Consider the following 14,912-nt stretch of genomic DNA (forward strand, 5'->3'; position numbering starts at 1 on the left):
AGAAGGCGAAGAAGGCGAGTCCTCATGCTCCTCCATCTCCCGTCCACGGCCCGGCAGTACCTGTCGGCCCTGCGCATCCTGCTGGTGCTCACGGTCCTCACCGGCATCGTCTACCCGCTGGCCGTCACCGGCATCGCGCAAGCGGTCTTCCCCCACCGGGCGAACGGCTCCCTGATCGAGGACCACAGCAGGCCTGTCGCCTCCGCACTCCTCGGCCAGAACTTCGCCCTGCCGAAGCGGAACCCGGCGGACCCGGCCGAGCAACTGCGCCCCGATCCCCGGTGGTTCCAGCCCCGGCCCTCCTCCGCCGACGCGGGCAAGGGGGCGGGCCCGTACGACCCGACATATTCCGGCGCGTCAAACCTCGGCCCCACCGACCCCGACCTGGTCGCGGCCGTCGGCCGACGCCGGGCCGCGGTGGCCGCGTTCGACGGGGTCGATCCGCGGACCGTCCCGGCGGACGCCGTCACCGCAAGCGGTTCGGGGCTGGACCCGGACATCTCCCCCGCCTACGCCCGCGAGCAGGCGGACCGGGTGGCCCGGGCCCGCCGGCTGCCCTCCGGGCGGGTGCGTGGGCTTGTGGAGGCACATGTCGAGGGGCGCGGTCTCGGGTTTCTGGGGGAGCCGCATGTGAACGTGGTGGAGCTCAACCACGATTTGGCGTCGCTGGGTTGAGGGGCGCCCCTACGGGGCGCCACCCTTACGGGCGCGGCACCGCGGCCAGGAACTCCAGCAGGGCCGCGTTGACCTCCTCCGGACGCTCCTGCTGGGTCCAGTGACCGCAGCCGGGAAGGGTGATGCTGCGGGTGAGCCCCGGCAGGATCCGGTCCAGGGAGGAGAGCACCTGGTCCATGCCGGGGAAACCGCGCACGAGATCGCGGTCCCCGGACACGTAGAGGGCCGGGACCTCGATGCCGCGGCCGTCGAAGGGGGCGAGCAGTTCCCAGTTGCGGTCGATGTTGCGGTACCAGTTGAGGCCGCCGGTGAAGGCGCGGCTGCCGTGGTGCGCGTATTCGCGGGCGAAGACCCGGACGTCCTCCTCGGTGAGCCACTCGGGGAGTTCCTTGGGCTCCCGCATGGTGTCGAGGAGCGTCGCGCCCTCGGGGACGACCCAGGGGCGCGGCGGGTCGGTGGCCGGGCTGTCGCCCGAGCTGCCGGACAGCAGGCTGCGGAAGGTGGCGGCCGGGTCCTGCGCCAACTCGGCGTCGGCGACGCCCGGTTCCTGGAAGTACTGCTGGTAGAACCCGTCCCCGAGCAGCGCGCGCAGCCGGGGCAGCGGGGGCTCCGCACCGCGCGGCACATGCGGGACGCTCAGGCCTGCGACCGCACGCACCACGTCGGGGCGCAGCAGTGCCGTGGTCCAGGCGACCGGGGCGCCCCAGTCGTGGCCGACGACCACGGCGCGTTCCTCGCCCAGTGCGTGGATCAGTCCGATCACGTCGCCGGTGAGGTGCAGCAGGCTGTAGGCGGCGATGTCGCCGGGCTGGTCGCTGCGGGCGTACCCGCGCTGGTCCGGCGCGACGACCCGGTATCCGGCCGCGGCCAGGGGCGCGAACTGGTGGCGCCAGGAGTACCAGCACTCGGGGAAGCCGTGCAGCAGCAGGACCAGCGGCCCCTCACCCTGCTCGGCGATGTGCAGCCTGACGCCGTTCACCTCGACGTGGCGGTGCTCCACCGCGACGCTCATATGCCCTCCCCTGCTCGAAGGTTGATTCCCGCACGATACGCCGCACCATACGCCGCGCGATGACCGCACGGTCAGTGCGCCCCGTGCGCGAGCCGTTCCAGGCCGGCGACGGCCGATTCGACGGGCGGCAGCGTCAGTATCTGCCGCTGGGCGCCGCGGACTTGCTCGGCGATCCGGGCGTCGCCGAGCAGCCGCCCGCAGACGGACGCGACCCGGCCGGGGTCCGGGACGGCGTCCGGGTCCGCGATGCTGTCGCCCAGCCCGAGCTGCCGCACCCGGTCCGCGTTGGCGGGCTGGTCGCCGAAGCGGGGCGCCACGGCCATGGGCACGCCGGCGCCCACGGCCTCCCTGATGCTGTTGTATCCCCCGTGGGTGACGAGCAGTTGGGCGCACCGGAGCAGCAGGGGCTGGGGGAAGCGGTCCACGAGGTGCACGCCGCCGAGGGCCGGGTCGTGCTCGACCGGGAGGCCTCCGGTGGCGACGAGGGCCACGCAGTCCAGCTGCGCCAGCCCCGCGACGACGGAGTTCAGCACCGGCACGGCGCCGAAGGCGTTCCCGGGCAGCCCGGGCAGCATGGGCAGCACGGTGCCGACGGCGGCGATTACCAGCGGTCTGTCCGTGGGCAGTCCGGCCATCCAGCCGGGCAGGACCTCGGCGGGATCGACGTCCGCGGGCTGGCGGTAGGCGAAGGTCGTGGCGGCCGGGTGGGCCATGAAGGAGAGGGCGGGCGGCATGCAGTCCAGGCGGCCGTGCCGGTGGATCCACTGCGGATCGTCCGCGGCGGGCAGTCCCAGCCGGGCGCGGTGTCCGTTGAGGACGGGCAGCAGGCGCACCGGGTCGAGGTGGTTGGCCGCGCCGGACGGCGCCGCCACGTGCGGGATGCCCAGCACCTCGGCCACCAGGCACCCGGCGAGTTCACCGCCGTCACGGACCAGCAGGTCCGGGCCGAAGTCGCGGGCGGCGGGCAGCAGCGCGGCGCAGCTCTCCGCGAGGTGGGGGCCTGCGAAGAACTCCACGGCCGCCGCCCCCGGCGGCCCGGGCTCCGGGCTCCCGCCCTCGCGGAACCGCCGGGCCATATGGGCGTGGAGGTCCGCCATGATCCCCGCGGTCCGCACCTGCCGGGCCGCGAAGCCGGGCACGAACTGCGGGGGTGCGGCGACGAGGACGGCATGGCCCGCCGCGGCCAGTGCCGAGACCAGCGGCAGCAGGGCCCTGGCATGCGAGGAGGATCCGGTGACGGTACAGAGCACGCGCACCCGGAAATCACTGTCCGCCGGGGCGCGCACGGAAACCCGTATTCATCCCCGGGACGGAAAATACCCCGGAGCGGATTGACGCCCGGGGTATTTCTCTGCGTATATTGGGTGTTTCCCTGTCCGATTCAATTCGAGTCAGGGGGAAGTCTTATGAGGACATTCTATCGGGGCGGGAGCCGAATTGTCAAACGAGGAAATGCAGCACGAGCAGGAATTCCTCGACCTCCTGTACGCGCGGCTCGCCGAACTGCGGGCGCGCGCCGAGGAGTCCGTGCGCGAGGCCCTGGGCCGGGACGGCCACACCTTCCAGGCGCGTCTGGAGCGGGACGTGGCGGTGGCCGAACAGTCCGGGCTGCTCGCCGCGTTCGACTCCGGTGAGCACGGGCTGTGCTTCGGGCGGCTGGAGTTCCGCGACGGCCGCGACCATCACATCGGGCGCATCGGCATACGCCGTGACGACGCGGAGCGCACCCCGCTGGTCGTCGACTGGCGGGCCGAGGTCGCGCGGCCGTTCTATCTCGCCACCGGGCACACCCCGATGGGGCTGCGCCGCAGGCGGCACATCACCACCGAGCGGCGGCGGGTCACCGCGCTGCACGACGAGATCCTGGACCTCACCGACCCCGAACGCACCGGCCACGAAGGCGCGGACGCGGACGCGGTGCTGCTCGCCGCGCTGGACTCGGCGCGCACCGGGCGGATGCACGACATCGTGCAGACCATCCAGGCCGAGCAGGACCGCATCATCCGCGCCCCGCACCACGGCGTGCTCGTCGTCGAGGGCGGCCCGGGCACCGGAAAGACCGTCGTCGCCCTGCACCGTGCGGCGTTCCTGCTGTACGCGCACCGGGAGCAACTCGCCCGCCGGGCCGTGCTGATCGTCGGACCCAACCCGGCGTTCCTCGGCTACATCGGCGAGGTGCTGCCCTCGCTCGGCGAGACGGGCGTGCTGCTGGCCACGCCCGGCGAGCTCTTCCCGGGCGTCACCGCCACCGGCACCGACACCCCGCGGGCGGCCGAGGTCAAGGGCGGCGCGGCCATGGCCGAAGCGCTGGCACGGTACATCCGCGACCGGCAGACGCTGCCCGACCCCGAGATCGTGATCGACCACGAGGACGGCGAGCTCCGGCTGGACGCGGAGATCGCGGAGGCGGCCCGCAGCCGGGCACGCGGGACCGGGCTGCCGCACAACCTCGCCCGTCCCTACTTCGCCTTCGCCGTGATCGACGCGCTGACGGCCCAACTGGCCGACCGCCTCGGCGCGGACCCGTACGGCGGGCCGAATCTGCTGGGCCCGGACGACATCGCCCAGCTCGGCAAGGCCATTGCGGCGAGCACCGAAGTGCACGCCGCCGTCGACGAGCTGTGGCCGGCGCTGACCCCGGAGCAGCTGGTGGCCGACTTCCTCGAAGAGCCCGTGCACCTCCCGGAGGCGGACGCCGCGGCCATCCGCCGTGCGGGCGGCGCCTGGACGCCCGCGGACGTGCCGCTGCTGGACGAGGCCGCCGAGCTCCTCGGCGAGGACGACTCCGCGGCCCGCGCCGCCGCCGAGGCCGCGCGGCAGGAGCGGATCTCCTACGCACAGGGCGTGCTCGACCTCTCCTACGGCTCCCGCACCCAGGAGTTCGAGGACCGCGACGACGAGGAGTCGGAGGTGCTGGCCGCCCACGACCTGGTCGACGCGGAGCGGCTGGCGGAGCGGCACGAGGAGGCCGACCACCGCAGCGCGGCCGAGCGTGCGGCGGCCGACCGCACCTGGGCGTTCGGGCACATCATCGTGGACGAGGCGCAGGAGCTGTCCGCGATGGCGTGGCGGCTGTTGATGCGCCGCTGTCCCACACGGTCGATGACCCTGGTCGGCGATCCGGCGCAGGCCGCCGAGCCGGGCGGCTGCGGCGCGTGGGAGAACATCCTCCCGCCGCACGTCGGCGACCGCTGGGAGCACGTCCGGCTCGGCGTCAACTACCGCACGCCCGCGGAGATCATGGAGGTGGCGGCGGACGTCGTGCGGTCCGCCGACCCCTCCTTCGTGCCGCCGCGTTCGGTGCGTTCCACGGGCGTACGTCCCTGGGCGCTGCGGTCCGGTGACCTGCCCGGGGCGGTGTCCGAGGCCGTTGCGCGCGAGGCCCGGACCGAGGGGCGTCTCGCGGTGATCGCTCCACGCGACCTGCTCCCGGCCCTGGCCGCCGCCCTTCCGGACGCATCCTCGGGAGCCGTTCCCGATCTGACGCGGCCGGTGGTGCTGCTGGATCCGCGGCAGGCGAAGGGGCTGGAGTTCGACACGGTGATCGTCGTGGAGCCGGCGGAGTTCGGTGCGAGCGATCTGTACGTCGCGCTGACGCGGGCGACGCAGCGGCTGGGTGTCGTGCATGCGGGGGCCCTCCCGGCGGGGTTGGAGGGACTGGAGGGATGGGAGTGACGGAAGTGATCACCGGGCAGTAGCATCCAACCATGGTCGATCACAAGGCAGTTGTCGCAGTCGAGGTCAGGCCTCATCCCATCGCCGCGGCGTTCCATCACCTGCTGACGTTCCCGGTCGTCGAGATCGACGGCCGGGAGCACGTCATGAAGTGGGGCACCGGGACGATTCCCCTTGCTGCCGGGCAGCATCGCATCAGGGTCTTCTTCCGGTACCGGGGGCAGAAGGGGACCCATCTCGCCCTGGCGAGCCGGGAGTTCACGGTGGACGGCAGGGCCCGACGCGTGAGGATCACGGCCCAGCTGGGCGCGCGGAACGGGAGCCGGTTCCGGATCGGGGATCCGGTCGTTCAGGCCTGAGCAAAGGCCGCGGGTCGTTCGTGGCTGGTCGCGCAGTTCCCCGCGCCCCTTCGGGGCAGGGGAGTTGCGCGGCCCTCCGGTGTGGCGCACACGACGGCAGAACCGATCATCACCATGGCGAAGCTCCACAGCCCCATGGTGAGGATGATCGAGCCGTGCAGCACGATGTCCATGGCCAGTCCCGCCTTGCGCCAGCGGTCCGAGGCCAGGACGCAGATGCCGATGGCGATCTCGATGACCAGCGCGCCCCAGGTGAGCGCCACCACCACGAGCGCGTTCTTGGACAGCGCGAGGAAGAGCCCGTCCCAGGGCTTTGCCACACCGAACATGTTGTCGCGCAGGAAGTAGTACTCGGCCGTGCCGTTGGCCCAGTCGGCCACGCCGAACTTGCTGACGGCGCTGTCGAGATAGAGGTAGGCGATCTGCACCCGGACGGCCAGGAAGGCGACGAAGGTGATCGTGCGCCACGAGGGGGCGAGCTCGCGGGTGGGCTGCTGCCAGTGCCAGATGCGGTCGTCGGCGAGGCCGATGGGGATCATGAGGAAGCACATGATCATGGCGACGGACTCGCCGCCGTCGGGCACGGCGATGCTCACGGCGATCGAGTAGGTGGCCCAGGCGTGCGGAATCACCGTCCAGCGCGGGCGGTACCCGCTGGCGGCCACCGCCACGATCACGACGAGCAGCCATCGTTGGGCCTCATGGGCCGCCCCGCTGCTGCCGAGGCACAGCGCGGAGGCAGCGCGGACGGAGTTGCAGTGCGGGTAGTCGCCCATGCCGACGACCGGCACGAGCAGGGCCTTCATCGGGGTCAGCAGCAGGAAGCCCAGCTGGGCCACCGCGATGACGGTGCGCCCGGCGCCGAACCAGCGGGAGCGCATGTCGTGCCGGGCCGTGCGCGCGGCGAGGCGGTCGGCGAGGGACTGTACGGCGGGCGTTATCGGCATCGGATGTCCAGGTGGGCGACGTGCTCGACGCGCCGGTCGTAGGAGACTTGGTTGCGGAAGCTCCACGGCACCGTCTTCTCCCGGGTGAGGTAGGCCTCACCGCAGACCGTCGGCACGGGGCTGGTGTTCTTCACCTTCAGCGCGGGTTTCGCCTTCGCGTCACGGAGGCAGTCGTCGAGATAGCCGGCGCAGTCGGACCAGTGCTGCGTGGCGTTCGCGCTGAAGAAGCCGATCTCCGGACCCTGGGCCCGCTGGGTGCGGGACAGACCGAAGAGGTTCGCGGGCGATCCCTGGGGCGTGTTCAGGAGGTTGTGCACCGAGCCGTCGGCTCCGTAGGAGTAGATGCCGATCTGTTCGCCCTCCGGGTTGCGGGTGAAGAACGCCCAGTTCTCCGGGGTGAGGATGTTCAGGACCGGCCGCACCCCCTTGGAGTGGCGGCTGCTCAGCGCGTTGGTCGGCAATGTGTAGAAGAGCGACAGGGCGAGATAGCCGAAGACGAGCAGACTGGCGGTGGCGAACAGGACGAGCTGGCGTATCGAGCCGGTCCCGGGTCCCGTCGGTTCCGGGCGGAGTTCTGTGGACGTACTGGTCATCCGGGCATGGCCCCTATGCGGCGCTGGTACGTGTGTCGGGCGGGCGGAAGGGGCCCTGCCGGGCCGCGTTGTGCGCGACGCGGCCCGGCAGGGTGTCGGCGGGTCAGAGAGCCTTGGCCACTGCGGAGACGAAGTTGCCGGCGTCCAGGCTGTTCGGCTTGCTCATGTCGAAGCCGTAGCTCACCGCGGACGGGACCACGACGAGGGCGACGACCGCCTCGGTCGCACCGGCCACGTTGGCGTAGCCGATGGCGTTGATGGCACCGAGGACGTTGATCTCGATCACGGCGTTGGCGTCGTGCCAGACCCAGCCGTTGGCACGGTCCGGGCTGTTGCCGGACTTCTTGTGCTGCGCGATGAACGTCTTGACGTCGTCGTTCAGCCGCTCCATACCGGCCTTGGCCGCGTACGGGTCGTTGATCTGGACGGGGACGGTGACCTTGTCGTGGAAGTCGGCGTCGATCGCCTTGAGCTCCTTGGTGAACTCCGCGATCTGCGCGAGCGTCACCTGGTCGGCCTGGGGCGTGCGGTGCGACCGGATCTGCTTGGCCAGGTCCGGGTGCTCGTCCGCCGCCTTGCCCTTGGCGAAGATCAGCAGACCGACGATGTCCTCGTCGGAGTACTTGACGGTGTGCTTGGCGGCCTTGCCGGAGAGCGGCGCGGTCACCCCGGAGTTCTTCGCGGGAGCGGCCACGGCCGCCGTGCCGGAGACGGCGCCCACGGTGAGGACGGCTGCTGCGCAGGCGAGCGCAGCGTTCTTCTTCAGCTTCATTGAGGTACCTTCGACGAGTCGTTGGAAAACGGGTTTCACCGCCCGGACGGCGGCAGGCCGGCGCTCCGCTTGCGGGCATGCAGAGGAGGAGGCCGGCGTTCAGGACCGGTGGCGGAGGGAGTCGCCTCCGCCACCGGAAAAGATGTGCGGGCGCGGGGCCGGTTCAGGCGGGTCCGTGCTCGCGGCGTGCGGCGGTGTCGGCCGCGGAGGCGGACGATACGGCGACGGCGACGTCCACGGCGCCGCTCGCCGCGACGATGGCGATGTAGGCCCAGGAGGGGCCGTCCGCAAGGCCGTTGACGAGAGCGGCGACCGCGGCGACGAGCAGGACCGGGACCAGGCGCAGGTAGCGCTTCCGGGCCGCGCGCTGCCCGGTCCGCCAGGCTGCTTCGCTGTCGAGGGTCGCCTTCGTCCGCACGCCGACGAAGGCGTTCCGGCCGAGGGCGCCCTTCCCTCCGGCGCGGGCGACGGCGAGGACGACTCCTGCGGCGACGAGATAGACGACGGCGAGAATGACGCCCACGACGAGATGAGAACTCATGGTGCTGCTTCCCCCTGGCAAGCCCACGTGATCGGCGACCCGGTCATCGTGGCACTGCCGTTCGAGGCGATCAACAGCGTTGAGGGAATCTTGATGACGTCCTGGCTGCAGTTGAACGCCCCTTCCTCGCACCGCACTTGATGCAGGCACCCCGGCCCCGTATCAGGCCACTGCCCGCCGTGGCCGGAAACCCACCACACCGAATAGCACCCAATGTCCCGATACCGCCCCCTACTCTGAGAGGCATGACGCAGCCACCGGCACCGCGCGCCTATGACGAGCGCGCCCTCGTCCAGGGCACCGCCTGGGTCCTCGTCCTGCTGGCCCTCGGCATGGACGTCTTCCACCAGTCCTGGAAGTCCCTCGCCGTCGTCGCCGGGCTGGTCCTGCTGGCCAGCATGACCATCGCCATGCGCCACGAGAACGTCAACCTGGTGTCGTTCCTGAAGAAGACCGGCATCTGGTCCGCGCTGATGATCGCCGTGCTCGTCGTGGAACTGGGCGTCCATGCGCACTGGGACATCGACTCGGTGACCAGCGGGCAGGTCACGACGGCCACGGTCCTCGTGATGATCGGGGACCTGGTCGCCGAGGCCCGCGACCACGTCAGCGAGAAGGTCGGCAGCCACCAGCAGAACGACCGGATCCGGGACTCCGTCAACACCATCGGGCTGACGATCGAGAAGCTCCGGCAGCTCACGGCAGGCCGGCGAGGACGCTGAGCAGTCCGTCGATCTCCTCCACCGTGTTGTGGACGTGCAGGCTGACCCGCACGGAGTGCTCCCGCTCCCCCGCGCCGGCCTGGCAGTGGTTGTCCGTGCGCACCATGAAGCCGTGACTGAAGAGGATGAAGCCCAGGTCGCCGGAGCCGATGTCGCGGTGCCGGAAGGTGACGATGGCGGTGCGCCGCTGCACGGCGGAGCCCGCCGCCAGGCTGAGGTTGCAGCCGAGCACGGTGTAGGCCGTCATCCGGTTCAGGCCGTCGGTCAGCCGGGCCGCGAGGGCCGTGCACCACTGCGCGATGCGGTCCGGGCCCGCCTGCTCCAGCCAGTCCAGGGCCGCCGAGAGGGCCGCGATGCCGACCGTGTTGGGCGTGCCGTCCCAGCCCCCGGGAGCGAAGCGCGGGCCGCGGCGGCCGCGCGACCACACCACGCCCGTGCCCGGCAGGGCCAGCGCCTTGTGCGCGGAGAAGACCACGAAGTCCACGTCCAACTCGGCCACGGAGACCGGCAGGTGGCCGATGCTCTGGGCCGCGTCCAGACAGATCGGCACGTCCGGGCCCACCGCCTGCCGGATGCGGTGGACGTTCATGTCGCCGCCGTAGACGTGGTGCACATGCGTGGCCGCGACGAAGCGGGTGTGCGGGCCCACCACGGCGGCCAGCGCCGCCGGGTCGTAGTCGCCGGAGCCCGCCTGGTACGGCAGTTCGCGCACCCGGATCCGTACGCCCTGGCGGGCCAGCAGGTCGCGGGCCTCCAGCCAGGGCGTCAGATTGGCCTCGTGGTCCGCGAACGGGACGACGATCTCGTCCCCGTCGGCGAGGTGCGCGGGCAGCCAGTCGCGGGCGACCGTGCGCAGTCCGTCCGTCGTGCCGGCGGTGAAGTGCACGGCGGAGCAGTCGGGGGCGGGGTCGCCGAGGAACTCCTTGACCCGGGCACGGGTCCGTTCCACCAGCGCGGTCGTGGCGTTGGCCCAGGGGTACGTGCCCCGGCCCGCGTTGGCGTTGCTCGTGGTGAGGTAGTGCTGCACGGCGTCCAGGACGGCCTGCGGCTTCTGGGAGGTGGCGGCGCTGTCCAGGTAGGCCAGTTCCGGGTGCGCGACGACGATGGGGAACTGGGCACGCAGGGAGCGCTGCCAGGCGGCGAGGTCCTCCAGCGGTCCGGCCATGTCACTCACGCACCAGCGGGGCGCCCGCGTCGCGCCAGGCGATGATGCCGCCGGCGAGGCTGCGCGCGTCGGGGTGGCCCATGCGGGTCAGCAGGGCGGCGTAGCGGGCGGACTGCTCGCCGACGGGGCAGGCCAGGAGGACGGGCTGCTGCTTGCCGAACGGCAGTCCGCCGCGCAGGAGTTCGTCGAAGAGTTCGTCGACGATGTTGATCGACCCTTCGATGTGCAGGGCGGCGTAGGCGAAGGGGCTGCGCAGGTCGATGACCAGGGGCTGCTGTTCCGCGATCCACCGCTGGGCGGCCGCCGTGTCGACGGCTGCCGCGGACTGCACCTCGGCCGGGGTGAGGGTGGCCACGGAGTTCTTCACGGGCGGGCGGTTGAACAGTTCGGGGCGGTGCCTGCGGACGTAGCTGAGGTAGCTCTCGCCGCGGTCGCAGACGATGAAGACCGCGGTGGCGCGCCCCGTCAACTCCTCCTCGGCGGCGCGCAGATGACGGACGGCACCGTAGTAGGCCGCTCCCCCGGTCGGTCCGGCGAGGATGCCGCAGCGGCGGGCCAGGGTGAGCATGCCGTCGATGGCCTCGTCGGTGCCGACGGCCTCGATGGTGTCGTAGGTGTCGGGGTCGAAGAGGCCCACCTCGTGCACCTCGTCGACGGTGCGGATGCCGGGGATGAAGTCGGCTTTCCTGCCGACGAGTCCGACGACGCGGACGTCCGGGTCGTGGGCGCGCAGCACGCGGGCCACTCCCGTGGAGGAGCCGGCGGTGCCGATGCAGGCGATGAACCAGTCGGGGGCGCGGCCGTCGAGGTCGGCCACGATCTCCGGGCCCGTGCCGGTGGCGTGGGCCTCGGTGTTGCGGTCGTTGAAGTACTGGTCGGTGTGCAGGTGGGCGCTGCCGGGCCGGGTGAGTTCGCGGTGGAAGAGGGTCAGCGGGTCCTCGGTGAGGGTCGGGTCCAGGCATTCGGTCTGGCCGGGCAGTTCCTCGATCTCGGCGCCCAGCAGCAGCAACAGGTCCTTGATCTCGGGGATGCGCATCCGGTTGGTGACGCTCTTGAACGGCAGCCCGTGCATGCCGGCGATCAGGGCCAGTGCCTTGGCGGTGTTGCCGCTGGACAGCTCGACGACGGTCTCGCCGCGCCGGACGGCGCCGGGCAGTCCGGGGCGGGCCATGTTCCAGGCGGCCCGGTCCTTGACGGAGCCGAAGGGGTTGAGCATCTCCAGCTTCGCGTAGAGGTCGATGCGGCGCAGGCCGTGCACGGCCGGGTCGATGCGGACCAGCGGGGTGTTGCCGATGACTTCGGTGATGCTGTCGTACCTCATGCCTGTGGGTCCCCCTGACGCGTGATCGGCCAGTACTGCTCGTCGAGACACCACTGCCAGCCGTCCGCCGCGCGGTGGACCGCGACCTTGCGGGCGGGGGGCTGTCGCTGTGCGCGGGTGGCGCCGAAGTCCATGCAGTAGCCCGCGGTGTTGGCGAAGGCCAGCAGGTCGCCGGTGCGCGGCGGGCGGGGCAGGAAGACCGTCCTGCGGGTGATGAGGTCGCTCTCCAGGCACAGGCTGCCGGTGAGGTGCACGCCCACCGGCGGCCCGCCCGGGTCCTCGTCGCCGCCGCGGCCGACGAGGACGGGATCGACGAGCACGCCGTGTTCCTCCAGGCCGATGTCGCTGGCCTTGGCCGCGAGCCGCACCAGTTGTTCGCCGGAGTCGGTCCGCCGGACCTCCAGCACCCGGGCGAGGGTGAGCCCGCACTGGTCCAGCAGGGCGCGGCCGGGTTCGGTGTGCAGGTCGTAGAGGTTCTCCAGCAGCAGGGCGCCGAGCGGGCGGCCGAGGGAGGGGGCCGGCAGGGAGAGCAGCGCGTCCAGGTAGGCGGCGCCCGCGACCGGGCGGTGCGAGGGGTACAGGCCCAGGGTGCCGCGCAGGGTGCCGTTCTCGGCGCGCAGGCCGTAGCCGTGTCCGCCCCAGGTCAGCGGGGGGCGCCTGCCGAGGACGGCGTGGGTCAGTGCGGTGGTGTAGCGGTCCCACTGGGCGCCGTGGGCGAGGTAGTCGACGCCGAAGCCGCCGCCGGCGTCGACGGTGCGCGGCCGGAAGCCGCGGCGGCGCAGGGCGTCCATGGCGTGCAGGCAGCCTTCCAGGGCCACGGCCTTCTCATCGAGGCTGGTGGTGTCCAAGTGGTAGGCGGTGCCGATGGGTTCGACGGTGTCGCGGTGGCGTTCGACGGCGTCCAGCAGCCGGTCCAGCGACCCGGCGGAGGTGCCGAAGCGGCTGGGCCGCGAGCGTATCCGGACACCGGGCGCACGGAAGTCCGACAGCCGCAGCAGGATCCGCACCCGGGGCAGGCCGTGCTTACGGACGAGACCCGCCAGTTCCTCCAACTCGCCCTGGCCGTCGATGTGGACGGTGGTCCCGGTCAGCGCGGCCAGCCAGAGGAACTCGGGGTCCTTGGGCCCGGTGGCCACGATCCGGTCGGCGGTGAACCCGGCGCCGAGGGCGTGCTGCAGCTCGCCGAGCGAGGCCGCGTCGAGGGCGGCGTCGGTCACCGCGAGCCGCCGCACCAGGGCACTGGACCGGTTCGCCTTGTGGGCGTAGCAGACGCTGCCGGAGAGGTGGTGGCGCCGGTAGACCGCGCGGAACTGCCCCGCGTTCTCGGCGATCCGGTCGGGCAGCAGGACGGCGAGCGGTGAGCCGAGCGCGTCGGTGAGCGAGTGCAGGAAGGCCCCGGACTCCAGCAGGGAGGCGAGCGGCGGCTCCAGGCGCGGTTCCAGGTACAGCGGTTCCAGGTGCGGCGGTTCCAGATGCGGCGGTTCCAGATGCGGCGGTTCCCGGTGCTCAGGGGCCTCGCTCATCCCGGTTCCCCCTCCCTCGGACGGACGCGGACCGCGGCCGGTATGAGCCCATGATTGCCTTCCGCTCCCGTGACGTCCATTGCACGTCGGCGGGCCGTGGCCGTGAGGGCCCTCTTGCTCCGGCCGCGGACAGCCGCATTCCCTTGAGGAGTTCGGAGGAGTGCAGAGGAGTTCACCGTGGGCCTGGGGAGGTTCCGTGACGCAGATGCGGGCGAGAATCGGCGCTGCCGCCCCGGCCGCCGCAAGGGTGCCTGGGCGGGTGCAGTGCACCTCGTGGCGGCGCTGGGCGGCATGTCCGGTGTGCTGTACGAGCCCCAGGATCAAAACGCAGTGGCGACCTGAACGAATGTTCTGATCGATAGCCCCCACCCAAGTGTGTAGCGTGACCGGCGTGCAACTTCGGTACAGCTTCCGCGTGTACCCGAGCGCCAGTCAACGCACAGCATTGACACGGGCATTCGGGTGCGCGCGGGTGGTCTACAACGACGCTCTCAGGGCACGGGAGGTCGCCCGCGATGCCGGGCTGCCGTTCCCGACGGTGGGCGAGTTGTCCAAGCGGCTGATCACCAAGGCGAAGAAGACCCCGGAACGGGCCTGGCTCGCCGAGGTGTCCACCGTTGTGCTGCAACAGTCACTTCGGGACCTGGATGCGGCCTACCGGAACTTCTTCGATGGCCTGAAGGGCAGGCGCCCGAGGATGGGTGCGCCGCGGTACAAGTCCCGCAAGGACACCCGGCAGGCAGTGCGGTTCACCGCAAATGCGCGCTGGGCCGTAACCCCTGGCGGAAAGCTGCGTCTGCCGAAGATCGGCGATGTGCGGGTGAAGTGGTCGCGCAGGCTGCCCTCGGTTCCATCCACAGTGACAGTGGTCAAGGACAGCGCAGGTCGGTACTTCGCAAGCTTCGTCGTCGACACCGGCCCGGAGGAAGCCCTGCCACAGACCACATCCGAGATCGGTATCGACCTTGGGCTGGGGCACTTCGCAGTGCTCTCCGACGGCCGGAAGATCGACTCTCCGCGCTTCCTGCGCCGCGCGGAGAAGCACCTCAAGAAGGCGCAACGCTCCCTATCCCGCAAGGAAAAGGGCTCGAAAAACCGGGACAAGGCCAGGATTCGCGTTGCATGGGCACACGCCCGCGTCACAGATGCGCGGCGCGATTTCCATCACCAGCTCTCCACACAGCTGATCCGCGAGAGTCAAGCGATCGCGGTGGAGGACTTGGCGGTGAAAGGACTTGCGCGTACGCGCCTGGCCAAGTCCGTCCACGACGCGGGGTGGTCGGCGTTCGTGGCGATGCTGGAGTACAAGGCCGCCCGGCACGGGCGCACCTTCACCCGGATCGACCGCTTCGAGCCCACCTCTCAGGTGTGCTCGGTGTGCGGCGTGAAGGACGGCCCCAAGCCTCTGCACGTCCGCACATGGACGTGTAAGGCCTGCGGTGCCGTCCTGGACCGGGACGCCAACGCGGCGGTCAACGTCGCCAAGGCCGCCGGACTGGCGGTGACAGCCTGTGGAGCGCAGGTAAGACCTGGACTCGTTCCGGCACAGCGCAGTGAAGCAGGAACCCACCCGAAACCACAGCCCTTAACGGCGCGGTAGGCGGGAA

General features: G+C 71.4%; 14 protein-coding genes. 5 read left to right on the plus strand and 9 right to left on the minus strand.

Going from position 1 to position 14,912, the window contains the following annotated elements; translation table 11 throughout:
- Window positions 1-24 precede the first annotated feature (24 nt).
- On the plus strand, window positions 25-675 hold the full coding sequence (kdpC, locus tag HG542_RS05180) for a potassium-transporting ATPase subunit KdpC (protein ID WP_171078829.1): 651 nt from the start codon (window positions 25-27) through the stop codon (window positions 673-675).
- A 25-nt stretch (window positions 676-700) separates the two neighbouring features.
- Here the strand turns inward: kdpC and HG542_RS05185 are convergent, their stop codons facing one another.
- Both HG542_RS05185 and HG542_RS05190 read right to left on the minus strand, forming a co-directional pair.
- Window positions 701-1,687, minus strand: coding sequence for an alpha/beta fold hydrolase (locus HG542_RS05185; RefSeq protein WP_171078830.1), 987 nt, complete (start codon window positions 1,685-1,687; stop codon window positions 701-703).
- A gap of 71 nt (window positions 1,688-1,758) precedes the next feature.
- The gene (locus tag HG542_RS05190; RefSeq protein WP_171078831.1) at window positions 1,759-2,943 is read right to left on the minus strand and encodes a glycosyltransferase; all 1,185 of its coding nucleotides are present in this window, start codon (window positions 2,941-2,943) and stop codon (window positions 1,759-1,761) included.
- Between the two features lie 196 nt (window positions 2,944-3,139).
- Here HG542_RS05190 and HG542_RS05195 point away from each other — a divergent pair, with 196 nt between their 5' ends.
- Together HG542_RS05195 and HG542_RS05200 are read left to right on the plus strand one after the other, a co-directional pair.
- Window positions 3,140-5,362: a HelD family protein gene (locus tag HG542_RS05195; protein ID WP_171078923.1), complete on the plus strand. Its 2,223-nt coding sequence runs from the start codon at window positions 3,140-3,142 to the stop codon at window positions 5,360-5,362.
- Window positions 5,363-5,394: 32 nt separating this feature from the next.
- Complete coding sequence (locus tag HG542_RS05200; RefSeq protein ID WP_171078832.1) at window positions 5,395-5,721, plus strand: hypothetical protein; 327 nt, start codon at window positions 5,395-5,397, stop codon at window positions 5,719-5,721.
- Here HG542_RS05200 and HG542_RS05205 read toward each other — a convergent pair.
- The 4 genes from HG542_RS05205 to HG542_RS05220 form a co-directional block, all read right to left on the minus strand.
- The gene (locus HG542_RS05205) at window positions 5,712-6,668 is read right to left on the minus strand and encodes a sporulation-delaying protein SdpB family protein (RefSeq protein ID WP_171078833.1); all 957 of its coding nucleotides are present in this window, start codon (window positions 6,666-6,668) and stop codon (window positions 5,712-5,714) included. The two genes, HG542_RS05200 and HG542_RS05205, sit on opposite strands and share 10 nt — an antisense overlap.
- Window positions 6,659-7,261 (minus strand): SdpA family antimicrobial peptide system protein, encoded by a 603-nt coding sequence (locus tag HG542_RS05210; RefSeq protein ID WP_171078834.1) that lies wholly within the window; start codon window positions 7,259-7,261, stop codon window positions 6,659-6,661. The genes HG542_RS05205 and HG542_RS05210 overlap by 10 nt, the downstream gene beginning before the upstream one ends.
- Window positions 7,262-7,364: 103 nt before the next feature.
- The gene (locus HG542_RS05215) at window positions 7,365-8,033 is read right to left on the minus strand and encodes a sporulation delaying protein family toxin (protein ID WP_171078835.1); all 669 of its coding nucleotides are present in this window, start codon (window positions 8,031-8,033) and stop codon (window positions 7,365-7,367) included.
- Between the two features lie 163 nt (window positions 8,034-8,196).
- Window positions 8,197-8,574 carry an SdpI family protein gene (locus tag HG542_RS05220; protein ID WP_171078836.1) on the minus strand — a complete coding sequence of 126 codons (378 nt, stop codon included), beginning with the start codon at window positions 8,572-8,574 and terminating at the stop codon, window positions 8,197-8,199.
- 245 nt (window positions 8,575-8,819) lie between these two features.
- Here HG542_RS05220 and HG542_RS05225 point away from each other — a divergent pair, with 245 nt between their 5' ends.
- Window positions 8,820-9,296: a hypothetical protein gene (locus HG542_RS05225; protein ID WP_171078837.1), complete on the plus strand. Its 477-nt coding sequence runs from the start codon at window positions 8,820-8,822 to the stop codon at window positions 9,294-9,296.
- Here HG542_RS05225 and HG542_RS05230 read toward each other — a convergent pair.
- From HG542_RS05230 to HG542_RS05240, 3 genes are read right to left on the minus strand one after another with little or no spacing between them, the layout of a single operon-like run.
- The gene (locus HG542_RS05230) at window positions 9,271-10,461 is read right to left on the minus strand and encodes an aminotransferase class V-fold PLP-dependent enzyme (protein WP_171078838.1); all 1,191 of its coding nucleotides are present in this window, start codon (window positions 10,459-10,461) and stop codon (window positions 9,271-9,273) included. The genes HG542_RS05225 and HG542_RS05230 overlap by 26 nt on opposite strands.
- A gap of 1 nt (window position 10,462) precedes the next feature.
- Window positions 10,463-11,782, minus strand: a complete 1,320-nt coding sequence (locus HG542_RS05235; protein WP_171078839.1) for a pyridoxal-phosphate dependent enzyme — start codon at window positions 11,780-11,782, stop codon at window positions 10,463-10,465.
- Window positions 11,779-13,305 carry a type III PLP-dependent enzyme domain-containing protein gene (locus HG542_RS05240; protein WP_171078840.1) on the minus strand — a complete coding sequence of 509 codons (1,527 nt, stop codon included), beginning with the start codon at window positions 13,303-13,305 and terminating at the stop codon, window positions 11,779-11,781. Before HG542_RS05240 ends, HG542_RS05235 begins: the two co-directional genes overlap by 4 nt.
- 391 nt (window positions 13,306-13,696) lie before the next feature.
- Here HG542_RS05240 and HG542_RS05245 point away from each other — a divergent pair, with 391 nt between their 5' ends.
- The gene (locus tag HG542_RS05245) at window positions 13,697-14,905 is read left to right on the plus strand and encodes an RNA-guided endonuclease InsQ/TnpB family protein (RefSeq protein WP_171078924.1); all 1,209 of its coding nucleotides are present in this window, start codon (window positions 13,697-13,699) and stop codon (window positions 14,903-14,905) included.
- The last annotated feature ends 7 nt before the right edge of the window (window positions 14,906-14,912 follow it).

It is taken from the genome of Streptomyces morookaense, from assembly GCF_013030945.1.
GTDB lineage: Bacteria > Actinomycetota > Actinomycetes > Streptomycetales > Streptomycetaceae > Streptomyces > Streptomyces morookaensis.